The sequence below is a fragment of the Mycobacterium szulgai genome, from assembly GCF_002116635.1.
Classification (GTDB): domain Bacteria; phylum Actinomycetota; class Actinomycetes; order Mycobacteriales; family Mycobacteriaceae; genus Mycobacterium; species Mycobacterium szulgai.
Window position 1 is genome coordinate 100,144 of the sequence record NZ_LQPW01000132.1, and the last position, 13,026, is coordinate 113,169.

The 13,026-nt window shown below is 65.5% G+C and carries 11 protein-coding genes and 1 pseudogene; 6 read left to right on the top strand and 6 right to left on the bottom strand.

The features are described from left to right. Window positions 1-116 precede the first annotated feature (116 nt). From AWC27_RS18600 to AWC27_RS32245, 6 genes and pseudogenes are all read left to right on the top strand, one after another. The gene (locus AWC27_RS18600; RefSeq protein ID WP_085671836.1) at window positions 117-851 is read left to right on the top strand and encodes a lytic transglycosylase domain-containing protein; all 735 of its coding nucleotides are present in this window, start codon (window positions 117-119) and stop codon (window positions 849-851) included. A gap of 61 nt (window positions 852-912) precedes the next feature. Further along, window positions 913-2,202 (top strand): phosphopyruvate hydratase, encoded by a 1,290-nt coding sequence (gene eno / locus AWC27_RS18605; RefSeq protein ID WP_083112443.1) that lies wholly within the window; start codon window positions 913-915, stop codon window positions 2,200-2,202. Between the two features lie 12 nt (window positions 2,203-2,214). Further along, a complete protein-coding gene (locus tag AWC27_RS18610) occupies window positions 2,215-2,841 on the top strand; it encodes an FtsB family cell division protein (protein ID WP_085671837.1) in 627 nt (208 codons plus the stop codon). After that, entirely contained in the window at window positions 2,834-3,316 is a 483-nt protein-coding gene (locus tag AWC27_RS18615) for a DUF501 domain-containing protein (protein ID WP_085671838.1), read from the top strand. The genes AWC27_RS18610 and AWC27_RS18615 overlap by 8 nt, the downstream gene beginning before the upstream one ends. Continuing rightward, window positions 3,307-4,254, top strand: a complete 948-nt coding sequence (locus AWC27_RS18620) for a Ppx/GppA phosphatase family protein (protein WP_139837077.1) — start codon at window positions 3,307-3,309, stop codon at window positions 4,252-4,254. Before AWC27_RS18615 ends, AWC27_RS18620 begins: the two co-directional genes overlap by 10 nt. Window positions 4,255-4,466: 212 nt before the next feature. Continuing rightward, window positions 4,467-4,767 (top strand): annotated as a pseudogene (locus tag AWC27_RS32245) (hypothetical protein); the annotation flags it as partial. 46 nt (window positions 4,768-4,813) lie between these two features. Here the strand turns inward: AWC27_RS32245 and AWC27_RS18630 are convergent. The 6 genes from AWC27_RS18630 to AWC27_RS32250 are packed head-to-tail and all read right to left on the bottom strand — an operon-like array spanning window position 4,814 to window position 12,829. Next, window positions 4,814-5,494: a response regulator gene (locus AWC27_RS18630; RefSeq protein ID WP_085671839.1), complete on the bottom strand. Its 681-nt coding sequence runs from the start codon at window positions 5,492-5,494 to the stop codon at window positions 4,814-4,816. After that, complete coding sequence (locus tag AWC27_RS18635; protein WP_085671840.1) at window positions 5,491-8,037, bottom strand: sensor histidine kinase; 2,547 nt, start codon at window positions 8,035-8,037, stop codon at window positions 5,491-5,493. The genes AWC27_RS18630 and AWC27_RS18635 overlap by 4 nt, the downstream gene beginning before the upstream one ends. A 5-nt stretch (window positions 8,038-8,042) precedes the next feature. Then, on the bottom strand, window positions 8,043-8,960 hold the full coding sequence (locus AWC27_RS18640) for a potassium-transporting ATPase subunit C (protein WP_085671841.1): 918 nt from the start codon (window positions 8,958-8,960) through the stop codon (window positions 8,043-8,045). Window position 8,961: 1 nt separating this feature from the next. Then, on the bottom strand, window positions 8,962-11,067 hold the full coding sequence (gene kdpB, locus AWC27_RS18645) for a potassium-transporting ATPase subunit KdpB (protein ID WP_245847255.1): 2,106 nt from the start codon (window positions 11,065-11,067) through the stop codon (window positions 8,962-8,964). A gap of 2 nt (window positions 11,068-11,069) precedes the next feature. After that, window positions 11,070-12,740: a potassium-transporting ATPase subunit KdpA gene (gene kdpA / locus AWC27_RS18650; RefSeq protein ID WP_085671842.1), complete on the bottom strand. Its 1,671-nt coding sequence runs from the start codon at window positions 12,738-12,740 to the stop codon at window positions 11,070-11,072. Further along, on the bottom strand, window positions 12,740-12,829 hold the full coding sequence (locus tag AWC27_RS32250; protein ID WP_139837079.1) for a potassium-transporting ATPase subunit F: 90 nt from the start codon (window positions 12,827-12,829) through the stop codon (window positions 12,740-12,742). The genes kdpA and AWC27_RS32250 overlap by 1 nt, the downstream gene beginning before the upstream one ends. Window positions 12,830-13,026: the final 197 nt, after the last annotated feature.

The window sequence follows — 13,026 nt, forward strand, 5'->3', positions numbered from 1 at the left end:
AACTGGTAGCTAACAAACATTCAGCCGCGATCGGCCACCTGACCATGTGCTGAGCGCCGTGCGCAAGGGGGCATCGGGCAAACCCATGGGACGATGATCATGACTGAAGGAGAACTGTGTCGCCGAGACGCTGGTTGCGCGCGGTCGCCGTGATAGGGGCGACCGCGATGCTGTTGGCGTCCAGTTGCACCTGGCAGCTCAGTCTTTTCATCCCCGAGGGCGTGCCGCCGCCGCCCGGTGATCCGGTTCCGCCGGTGGACACGCATGTGGCCAGCGGCCGGCCCGCCGATCAGCTGCGCGAATGGGCGGAGAAGCGCTCCGCGGCTTTGGAGATCCCGGTTCTGGCGCTAGAGGCCTACGCCTACGCCGCGCGCGTTGCGGAGGTGGAGAACCCGAAGTGTCATATCGCGTGGACCACGCTGGCCGGGATCGGGCAGGTGGAAAGCCACCACGGCACCTATCGGGGCGCGACCATCGCGCCCAACGGGGACGTTCGGCCCCCCATCCGCGGTGTTCGCCTCGACGGCACCGGCGGCACCTTGCGGATCGTCGACAGCGACCAGGGCGGTATGGACGGTGACGCCGGGGTGGAGCGTGCGATGGGCCCGATGCAGTTCATCTCCGAGACGTGGCGGTTGTATGGGGTCGCCGCCAGTACCAACGGCATCGCCAGCCCGGACAACATCGACGATGCCGCGTTGTCGGCGGCCGGCTATCTGTGTTGGCGTGGAAAGGATCTCGCGACGCCCAGAGGATGGATCACCGCGCTGCGGGCCTACAACAATTCCGGTGTCTATGCGCGGGCCGTGCGCGACTGGGCGACCGCTTACGCGGCGGGTCATCCGCTGTAGAAAGATGGATCGCTGACCCCCCAGCTGGGAAGCCATCAGCTAGGACGCAAAGGAGAACCCAGTGCCGATTATCGAGCAGGTCGGGGCGCGCGAGATCCTCGATTCCCGCGGCAACCCGACTGTCGAGGTCGAGGTAGCGCTGATCGACGGGACCTTCGCCCGGGCCGCAGTGCCCTCCGGCGCGTCGACCGGCGAACATGAAGCCGTCGAGTTGCGCGACGGCGGCGACCGGTACGGCGGCAAGGGTGTGAAAAAGGCCGTGCAGGCTGTCCTGGACGAGATCGGCCCGGCCGTCATCGGTCTCAACGCCGACGACCAGCGATTGGTCGACCAGGCGCTGGTAGACCTCGACGGCACTCCGGACAAGTCGCGACTGGGTGGCAACGCGATTCTGGGCGTGTCGTTGGCGGTGGCCAAGGCGGCCGCGGATTCGGCTGAGTTGCCGCTGTTCCGCTACGTCGGCGGGCCCAACGCGCACATCCTGCCGGTGCCGATGATGAACATCCTCAACGGCGGCGCCCACGCCGACACCGCGGTCGACATTCAGGAGTTCATGGTGGCGCCGATCGGCGCGCCCAGCTTCGCCGAGGCGCTGCGCTGGGGTGCCGAGGTGTACCACGCGCTGAAGTCGGTGCTGAAGAAGGAAGGGTTGTCCACCGGGCTGGGCGACGAGGGCGGCTTCGCCCCGGACGTAGCAGGCACGGTCGCGGCGCTGGATCTGATCAGTCGGGCAATCGAATCGGCCGGTTTCAAACCCGGCTCGGAAGTAGCGTTGGCCTTGGACGCGGCGGCCACTGAGTTCTACACCGACGGGACCGGCTACAAGTTCGAGGGATCGATTCGCAGCGCTGAGCAGATGGCCGAGTTCTACGCCGGGCTGCTCGGTTCCTACCCGCTGGTGTCGCTCGAAGACCCACTGTCCGAGGACGATTGGGACGGTTGGGCCGGTCTGACGACCGCTATCGGCGACCGCGTGCAGATCGTCGGCGACGACATCTTCGTGACCAATCCCGAGCGCCTCGAGGAAGGGATCGAGCGCGGTGTGGCGAACGCGTTGCTGGTCAAGGTAAATCAGATCGGAACGCTTACCGAGACCCTGGACGCGGTCGCGCTGGCGCACCACAGCGGGTACCGCACGATGATGAGCCACCGCAGCGGCGAGACGGAGGACACCATCATCGCCGACCTGGCGGTGGCCGTCGGCAGCGGACAGATCAAGACCGGGGCGCCGGCCCGAAGCGAACGCGTCGCCAAGTACAACCAGTTGTTGCGAATCGAAGAGGCGTTGGGTGATGCGGCCCGCTATGCCGGGGATCTGGCCTTTCCGCGTTACGCGCCGGACCCGAAGTAGGTAGGTAATAGCTTGCCCAACAAGCCCGATCCGAAGCGCCGCGCCCCGGCCTCGCGCCCGGGGAAGGCGGGCGACACGGGCCGCGGCCGGCGGGCCAGCAAGCCCTCGCCGGCACCGCATGCGGGCCGTAATACCACCCGCACGGTGCAGGAACATGTCGTCGAGCCGATCAAGCGGTCGTTCACCGAATCGGTCGAACAGCGCTCCGAGCAGCGGCTGGGTTTTACCGCCCGGCGGGCGGCGGTACTGGCGGCGGTGATTTGCGTATTGACGCTGACCATCGCCGGACCGGTACGCACTTACTTTGCGCAACGCACCGAAATGGAGCAATTGTCGGCGACGGAAGCGGCGTTGCACCGTCAGATTGCCGAACTCGAGCAGCGCAAAGGCCAGCTGGCCGACCCGGCATACATCGCCGCACAGGCCCGCGAGCGTCTCGGTTTCGTCAAGCCGGGAGATATCCCGTTCCAGGTGCAGCTGCCGCCGACGGCGGCGGCGTCGCCGCAGCCGGGTACCGAAGCGGCCAGTCCGGCCCGCGACGAACCCTGGTACACCTCGCTGTGGCATACGATCGCCGACAATCCGCACCTGGCGCCGGCCGCACCCACCCCGTCTACCCCGGCCACGCCCGGTGGTTGACCGCGCCGATCTGGACATGGTGGCACGTCAGCTCGGCCGCGAGCCTCGTGGCGTGCTGGAAATCGTCTACCGATGCCCCAACGGTGAACCCGGAGTGGTGAAGACGGCGCCGAAACTTGCTGACGGAACACCGTTTCCGACGTTGTACTACTTGACGCATCCGGTGTTGACGGCGGCCGCGAGCCGGCTGGAGACCACCGGGCTGATGCGTGAGATGACCGAGCGGCTGCGGCGCGACCCCGAGCTGGCGGCGGCCTATCGGCGCGCACACGAGTCGTATCTGGCCGAGCGTGACGCCATCGAACCCTTGGGCACCACGTTCTCCGCCGGTGGGATGCCGGACCGGGTGAAATGCCTGCATGTGCTGATCGCGCATTCGCTGGCCAAGGGCCCGGGGGTGAACCCGCTCGGCGACGAGGTGGTGGCATTGCTGGCAGGCGAGCCCGGGACTGCGGCGGTGCTGACGTGGCAATAAGCCGGTTTGCCGCCATCGACTGCGGTACCAACTCGATTCGCTTGCTGATCGCCGACGTGGCAGGTGGGCACTTGCGCGATGTGCACCGCGAGACCCGGATCGTGCGGCTGGGGCAGGGAGTCGACGCGACCGGCCAGTTCGCGCCGGAGGCGATCGCCCGGACGCGGGCCGCGTTGGCCGACTATGCCGAACTGCTGCGGATACACAACGTCGAACGGGTGCGGATGGTCGCCACGTCGGCCGCCCGGGACGTCACGAATCGCGATGCCTTCTTTGCGATGACGGCCGAGGTGCTGGGCGCCGCGATTGCGGGCTCGGTTGCCGAGGTGATCAGCGGCGCGGAGGAAGCTGAGCTTTCCTTCAAGGGTGCCGTCGATGAATTGGAAAGCGCGGCAGGTCCTTTCGTCGTCGTCGACCTGGGTGGTGGATCCACCGAGATCGTATTCGGCGAATCTGGCGTGCTGGCAAGCTATTCGGCCGACATCGGATGCGTGCGGCTGACCGAGCGGTGTCTGCATTCCGACCCGCCGACGCCGGATGAGGTAATGGCAGCCCGCCTGGTGGTCCGCGAAAAGCTTGACGCCGCACTGCGTGTGGTGCCAGTTGCGAAGGCCCGGACCTGGGTGGGCCTGGCCGGAACGATGACCACGTTATCGGCGCTGGCGCACAGTATGCCGCGTTATGACCCGGTGGCTATTCATCTTTCGCGTGTGCCCGGAGATCGGTTGCTGGAGGTCTGTGAGCAGCTGATCGGTATGACTCGACAGCAGCGTGCCGCATTGCCGCCGATGCATGAGGGCCGCGTTGACGTGATCGGCGGCGGTGCCATCGTGGTGGAGGAGCTGGCGCGCGAGCTGTCGGCGCGGGCCGGGATCGATGAGCTGATCGTAAGCGAGCACGACATCCTGGACGGTATCGTGTTGTCTATCGCTCGTTAAATCACAACTGCCACAGGCGTATCGGCTCCAGGGTAATAGTGCGTTTGCCCGCCTCTGAGCGACAAATTCGGTGGGTGCGGCCCTGCTGATCGAGTGAGCGGTCAGGGCTGCCGTTCGCGAGATCTTCGCCGTGGGCGCACAGTCGAAACCCTAGGTGCACAGTCGATTGCGCAGACCCAGTCGATGTCATACCCGCGTGCGAAGGTTGCGCAATGACCTTACAACTGCGCGGAATCGAACTCCGCTACGTGTTGACTATGCACCTGCTGCTGCATGGGCCGGCCACCGTTGCCGAATTGGTGAAGGTCCTTGATTGGCATGGCTTTCGGGTTCGCGGCAGACCGTCCAAGGCGGTTTCGGATGCCTTACGCTGGGAGTTGGCCCGGGGCAGGGTGTACCGGCGCGGGCGCGGCCGGTACGTGCCCGGCTACGTGCCACGCGCGACCGAACATCGTATTCACCAACGGGTGCTGGCGCTGCGCGCCGCGGCGAAGCTGTCGCTCAGAGGCGGGCAAACGCACTATTACCCTGGAGCCGATACCCCTGTGGCAGATGCGACTCAGGCCTCGAAGCGATATCCCATGCCCGACTCGGTCAGCAGATGATTGGGATGCGACGGGTCATCCTCGAGCTTGCGTCGCAGCTGCGCCAGATATACACGCAGGTAATGAGTTTCGGTCGCGTAAGCCGGACCCCACACTTCTTTCAGCAACTCCTCGCGGCCGACGAGCTTGCCCCGGTTGCGTACCAGCACTTCGAGCATGCCCCATTCCGTCGGGGTCAGATGCACCTCGGCGCCGTTCTTGAGCACCTTCTTAGCGGCCAAATCCACAGTGAAGGCGGAGGTTTCGATAACAGGCTGGTCCAACTCGGAGGCCGCGGTATTGCGGCGCACAGCGGCACGCAGCCGGGCCAAAAACTCGTCCATACCAAACGGTTTCGTCACATAGTCGTCGGCACCGGCGTCCAGCGCCTGTACCTTGTCCGACGAATCGGTACGCGCCGACAGGACGATCACCGGCGCGGAGAGCCAGCCGCGCAGCCCGGCAAGTACGTCGATGCCCGACATGTCCGGCAGGCCGAGGTCGAGGATCACCACGTCGGGTGGATGCTCGGCGGCGGCACGCAGGGCACCCGCTCCGGTGGAGGCGGTAATGACCTCGTAGCCCCGCACGGACAGATTGATCCGCAGCGCGCGCAGGATGTGCGGCTCGTCGTCGATCACCAGTACCCGCGTCATGACTCATCCTGTGGCGCAGCCAGATCCACGACGACGGTCAATCCGCCTCCCGGGGTGTCGCCAGCGGCGATGGTGCCGCCCATGGCCTCGATGAAGCCGCGTGCCACCGACATGCCCAGGCCCACTCCGGTGGTGTTGTCGTGATCGCCCATCCGCTGAAAGGCTTCGAAGAGCTGGTCTTCGGCGCCGGGTGGTATACCGGGCCCCTCGTCGATGACGTTGATCAGCACGCGATTGCCCACCTGGCCCGCGTTGACGCGGACCACGCAATTGGGCGCGTACCGCAATGCGTTATCGATCAGGTTGGCGAAGACCCGTTCCAGCAGTCCGGCATCGGCCAGGACCACCGCGTCACCGACGTCGACCTTCACCCGGTCGATTGCGGATCGGTAGAAACCAGTGGCGCCCTTGCCGATACTCACCAACGCGCGCTGCATCGTTTCCTCTAAATACACCCGGTGCAACTCCGGGCGCACGACGCCGGCGGCCAGCCGCGACGAGTCGAGCAGGTTACCCACCAGTGCGGTGAGCTGGTCGATGGATTCCTCGATGGTGGCCAGTAATTCGGCCGTGTCCTCGGGGGAGAAGGCCACATCTCCGGCGCGCAAACTGGACACCGCGACCTTGGCCGCTGCCAGCGGAGTGCGCAGGTCGTGACTGACCGCGGAAAGCAGCGAGCGGCGCAGCTCGTCGGCCTGCACGATTGCCTGGGTTCGGCCGGCTTCTTCGGCCAGCTCGCGCTGTCGGACCAACCCCGCCGCCTGTTTGGCAACCGCGGTGAGGACGCGGCGATCCCGGGCGGACAGATTCTTGCCGGCCATCAGCATCCAGAACTCGTCGTCGCCCACCTCTATCGCGGTGTCGGCGGAATCGACTGTGACACAAGGATCTTTGCCCACTGAGGCGATAACGTGACCCTTGTCGCGGTCGTTGTGTTCGCGCAGCAGGCTGACGGCGCGCTGCGAGTATGTCTCGCGCACTCGCTCGAGCAGCGTGTCGAGATCCGCGCCGCGCAGCACCGATCCGGCGAACAGGGTCAGCAGTTCGGCTTCCTGGGACGCCAAGCGAGCCTCGCGGGCCCGTTTGGCGGCGCCGTCGACAAGAACGGCGACCGCCACCGCGATCAGCAACAGCACCAACTCCGTGACCGCGCTACTCGGCTCGGCAATGGTGAAGCTGTGTCGCGGAGTTATCAGATAGTAGTTCAGCAGCGCTCCGGACAGCACTGCCGAAAGAGCAGCGGGCGCAACGCCTCCCAACAGGCCCACCAACAGCACACCCACGAAGAACAGCGCGCTCTCACCGCCGGTGTCCAGATACGGGTCCAGTACGGTCACTGTGAGGCCGCAAATGGCCGATGGCACGATCACCGCCGCCAGCCAGGACAGCACGCGTCGCCCCTTGGGCGGAATCGGCGGTGTCCGAACGCCACGCTCTTCGTGTGTGACGATGTGCACGTCGATCTTGCCGGACTCCTGCACGATCGTCGAGCCGATGGGCTCTTCGATGAGGCGCGCCCACCGGGAACGGCGCGACGTGCCGATCACCAGTTGGGTGGCGTTGATCTCGCGGGCGAAATCGAGTAGGGCGCTGGGTACATCGTCACCGACTACGGTGTGCAAGGAAGCATCGAGGCTGTTGGCCAACTCGCGGATCTTGTTCATCCTGGCCTCCGACAGACCGGCCAGTCCATCGCCACGCAGGACGTGTACCACCATGAGCTCGGCGCTGGACTTCGACGCGATCCGGGATGCTCGGCGTACCAAGGTCTCCGACTCCGGACCACCGGTAACGGCCACGACGACGCGTTCGCGGGCTTCCCACATGTCGGTGATCTTGTTTTCCGCGCGATATTTGGCCAGCGCGGTGTCCACCTGGTCAGCGAGCCATAGTAGCGCCAATTCCCTTAAGGCAGTGAGGTTTCCGCGCCGGAAGTAGTTGGACAGTGCCGCATCGATTCGCTCGGAGGTGTAAACGTTGCCGTGGGACAGCCTGCGGCGCAACGCTTCCGGTGTGATATCGATGAGTTCGACCTGAGCGGCTTGCCGCACGACCGAGTCCGGTATGGTCTCCTGCTGTTCGATGCCGGTGATCCGGGCGACGACGTCGTTGAGGCTCTCCAGGTGCTGGATGTTGACCGTGGAGATCACCGTGATCCCCGCGTCGAGCAGCTCCTCGACGTCCTGCCAGCGCTTGTGGTTCGTACTACCCGGGGTATTGGTATGAGCAAGCTCGTCGACCAGAACCACCTGGGGCCGCCGCGCCAGCACCGCGGCCACGTCGAGTTCCGGAAAACTGCCGCCGCGGTACTCGATGTAGCGGGGCGCGATGATCTCGATGCCGTCAAGCAGCTCAGCGGTTTTGGTTCGTCCATGGGTCTCGACGACGGCGGCCACCACGTCGGTTCCGCGTTCCAGGCGCCGGTGTGCCTCGCCGAGCATCGCGTAGGTCTTGCCGACCCCGGGCGCCGCGCCCAGATAGATGCGCAGCTCCCCGCGTTTGGGACGGTGCCCGGCGATGCTCACCTCAATATCATCCACCAGCGCCGCTAGCCGTTGACCGGATATCGATGGTCCAGGGCAAGATTGAGTTGCACCACGTTAACGCGTGGCTCTCCGAAGATGCCTAGGACGCGATCGCTGCGGTACTGCTGCACCACCGCACGCACCTGATCGGGGGTGACGTGGCGGGCCTTCGCGACGCGCGCAACCTGGATCTCGGCGTAGGCCGGCGAGATATCCGCATCCAGCCCACTGCCGCTAGCGGTCACCGCGTCAGGCGGTACCGAGGGATCGGCCGGGGCGGCGCCGCGTACGGGCACGATCAACCCGTTGGTGTAATCCTCTCCGAACACCGCGCATTCCACCCGCACACCCTGATAGAGGTCCAGGAATGGCTGCTTGGTGCTTGCGCACGGCTCGTTGACGCTGACCACCCTGATCGGGTGAATCACGCTGCCGCGGGCATCGCGTGGTCCGATCACCGAGAGCACCGCGCCGGCCCCGCCGCCGGTGCAGAACGGCCGCGATCCATTCACGTTTTCCAGCTGAGCAACCGCCAGACTGCGTGAACACACCATGGTCAGCAGGCTCGCCTTGAACCCCGCGTCGGCCGGCTTTGCGCCGGCGGCCAGCTTGGCCGGATCGGCGGGAGTGTCGACCACGCTCTCGGGCCCGAGATTGCTGCCGCCACTCGACAGCGGGTCATACCCCGCCGCCGACGGCCTGGGCTGAAAGTACTGGGGCAGCGGGTTACCGGCCGCGTCGGTGAACGACTGGCCGATCAGCGTGCTGCCCACCGCCTTGCCGCCGGCGGTGATGATCGAGCCTTCAGCGTGGTGGTGCAGCCCGGGAATCAGACTCACCAGCCAGATCAGCAGCGGATAGCCGAAACCGAGGATCACGGTGAAGACGAGCAGCGCGCGCAGTGCGGCCCAGTACTGGCGAAGAGTGTTCGCGATGTTCATCTCACGCCATCCCCGGGAGTAGTTGTACCAGCAGGTCAATGAGCTTGATCCCGACGAACGGGGCGACGATGCCGCCCAGTCCATAGCGATAAAGGTTGCGGCTCAACAGTTTCGATGCCCGACTCGGCGTGTAGCGAACACCCCGCAACGCAAGCGGAATCAGCGCGACGATGATGACCGCGTTGAAGATGACCGCCGACAGGATGGCCGACTGCGGACTGTGCAGCCGCATCACGTTGAGCAGGTCCAGGCCCGGGAAAAGCGTGACGAACATGGCCGGGATGATGGCGAAGTACTTGGCGATGTCGTTGGCGATCGAGAACGTGGTCAACGCGCCGCGGGTAATCAACAGCTGCTTGCCGATCTCCACGATCTCGATGAGCTTGGTGGGGTCGGAATCGAGGTCCACCATATTGCCGGCCTCTTTGGCCGCCGCCGTGCCGGTGTTCATCGCCACCCCGACGTCGGCCTGGGCCAACGCCGGCGCGTCGTTGGTGCCGTCGCCGGTCATCGCGACCAGCCGCCCACCCTGCTGCTCGCGCTTGATCAGCATCATCTTGTCTTCGGGGGTCGCTTCGGCGAGAAAGTCGTCCACTCCGGCCTCTTCGGCAATCGCCTTGGCGGTCAGCGGATTATCGCCGGTGATCATGACAGTCCGGATGCCCATCAGGCGCATCGCCTCGAACCGGTCGCGCATACCCTGCTTCACCACATCCTTGAGATGGATGACACCGAGCACCTCAGCGATCGAGCCGCTGTCACCGATGGTCACCCGGCCCACCACCAGCGGGGTGCCCCCCGCCGCAGAGATGCCGTCGACGATCTGGCCGAGCTCGGCGGGTATGGCGCCGCCGCGGCTGCGGATCCAGTCCGCGACCGAGCTGGCCGCACCCTTGCGTAGCTGCCGCCCGTCGATGTCGACGCCCGACATTCGGGTCACCGCACTGAATTCCACCCAGGATGCGTGGGTGAGTTCTCCGGGCGTGCGTGCGCGCAGGCCGTAGGCTTCTTTGGCGTAGACGACGATCGAGCGACCTTCGGGGGTTTCGTCGGCCAGGCTGGACAGCTGCGCGGCGTCGGCCAGCTCCCCGCTGGTCACTCCGGTGACCGGAATGAATTCGGACGCCTCCCGATTGCCCAGGGTGATCGTTCCGGTCTTGTCCAGCAGCAGGGTGTTGACGTCGCCGGCCGCCTCGACCGCGCGCCCGGACATGGCCAGCACGTTGCGCTGGACCAGCCGGTCCATGCCGGCGATCCCGATCGCCGACAGCAGTGCGCCAATTGTGGTGGGAATCAAGCACACCAGTAGCGCCACCAGGACGATGCCGCTGATGCCGTCGGCACCGAGCGCTGCGGTGTCGGGCACACCAGGGTTATTGGCCTTGGAGTAGATCGCCAGCGGCTGCAACGTGGCCACCGCGAATACGAAGATGATGGTCAGTGCGGCAAGCAGAATGTTCAGCGCGATCTCGTTGGGCGTCTTCTGCCGATTCGCGCCTTCGACCAGTGCGATCATCCGGTCCACGAAACTCTCGCCCGGTTTCTGGGTTATCTTGACCACGATGCGGTCGGAAAGCACCGTGGTGCCGCCGGTTACGGCTGAGCGGTCGCCACCGGACTCCCGGATCACCGGCGCCGATTCGCCGGTTATGGCCGATTCATCAACGGAGGCAATGCCTTCCACGACATCCCCGTCGCCGGGAATCACCTCGCCGGCGGTCACCACGACGATGTCGCCCTGCTGTAGCAGTGGCGCCGGTACCTCTTCGGGCGCGCCCGGTCCAGCCTCCAAGAAGCCCGGAGACCAATCGCGCAACCGGTGGGCGATGGTGTCGGCCTTCGACTTTCGCAGCGTATCGGCCTGTGCTTTGCCACGACCCTCGGCCACCGCTTCGGCAAGATTGGCGAAAAGCACTGTCAGCCATAGCCAGAACACGATCAGCCAGCTGAACCACGTGTCTACGCCGAATGCCAGCACGGTTGCCCACACTGCCCCGATTTCGACGATGAACATGACCGGGTTGCGCCACAGCGTGCGCGGATCGAGCTTGCGCACCGCATCGGGCAGCGACTTCAGCAGCAACGCGGGTTCAAGTAAGGCCGACACCGTCAGTGGATCCCTTCGGCGAGCGGCCCGAGCGCCAGCGCGGGCAGGAAGGTGAGGGCAACCAGAATGATCGTCACACCGACCACCAGTCCGACGAACTGGGGCCGATGGGTGGGCAGGGTGCCGCTGGACTCCGGAGTGGCGCCCTGGCGGGCCAGCGAACCGGCCAGTGCCAGGACGAGAATCATCGGCAGGAACCGGCCGAACAGCATCGCCAACCCCAACGCGGTGTTGTACCACACCGTGTTTGCCGACAGTCCCGCGAACGCCGAACCATTGTTGTTGGCCGCCGAGGTGAACGCGTAGAGCACTTCTGACAACCCGTGCGGACCGGTGTTCGCCATGCCGGCACGCTGGCCCGGCAGGGCGATCGCGACGCCGGTGCCGATCAGCACGATCAGCGGCGTTATCAGGAAATAGCTTGCGGCAAGCTTGATCTCGCGCGGATTGATCTTCTTACCGAGGTATTCCGGAGTCCGCCCCACCATGAGCCCGGCGACGAATACCGTGATGATGGCCAGGATCAGGATGCCGTAGAGCCCCGAGCCGGTGCCACCGGGCGCGACCTCGCCGAGCTGCATGTTGAACATCGTCATCATGCCGCCCAGGCTGGTGTAAGAGTCGTGTGTTGAGTCGATGGCGCCGGTGGAGGTCAGGGTGGTCGCGTCGGCGAACACCGCGGAATCGGCGACGCCGAAGCGCTGCTCGACCCCTTCGGCCGAGGCGCCCACCGCGGTCGGCACGGTGCCGTGGTGCTGCTGCTGGAACAGCATCATCACGGTGACGCTGAATGCGGCGATGACGCTGACCACCGCGGCTATCGCATATCCCTGCTTCTTACTGCCCACCATGCGGCCGAAGGTGCGGGGCAACGAGAAGCTGATCACCAGCAGCAGGAAGATCTCGATCCAGTTGGTCCACGCGGTCGGGTTTTCGAAGGGGTGCGAGGAGTTGGCGTTGTAGAAGCCGCCGCCGTTGGTGCCGAGCTCCTTGATCGCCTCCTGGCTGGCGACCGGGCCACCGGGAATGGTCTGCTGCGTGCCAGCCAGTGTGGTGACGACTTGGTCGTTGAGGTGGAAGTTCTGCACGGCGCCCCCGGCAACCAGGACGATGGCACCGAGGATCGAGATCGGCAACAGGATGCGCAGCGTGCCGCGGGTCAGGTCGACCCAGAAGTTGCCGAGTTCGCCGGTGCGGTGCCGGGCGAATCCACGCACCAGCGCGACGGCTACGGCCATGCCGACGGCGGCGGACACGAAGTTCTGCACCGCCAAACCGGCCATTTGCACCAGGTGGCCCTGAGTCGTTTCGCCGGCGTAGGCCTGCCAGTTGGTGTTGGTGACGAAGCTGACGGCGGTGTTCCAGGCCAGCGCCGGCGTCATGTGGGTGGCCGGATTGGCAAGGTGTAGCGGCAGTTTGCCTTGCACCAGCTGCAGCACGAACAGAAATATGACGCTGACCGCCGAGAACGCCAGCACGCTGCGCGCATATGTCACCCAGGTCTGTTCGGCCGCCGGGTTGGCGCCGATCAGCCGATAGATGAAACGCTCGGTGCGGGAATGCTTTTCGGAGGTGTAGACGCCGAACATGTAGTCGCCCAGTGGCACGTGTGCCACCGCGAGTGCGGCAACGAGCAACAGCAGGAACAGCACCCCCGCGGTGGTGGTGCTCATCAGAACTTTTCCGGATACAGCAGGGCTGCGGCGAGCAACAGTGCGATGAAGATGGCCAGCGTCAGTCCGACGGTGTTAGCGGCACTCACTGTTACTTCAGCCCCAAGTTCAGCAGTGCGCCGAACGCGGCGAATATCGCCGCCGTCAGCGCCAGGTACACCACCACGGACATCCCTAACTCCGTTCACACGCGACATCGATCCAGCCCGCCGGGGGAGGGCCGAAGAAGAGGCTAGGCGTCGTCGCGGGCCGCCGGGACATCCCTTAACGAATTTTTTACGGCCGC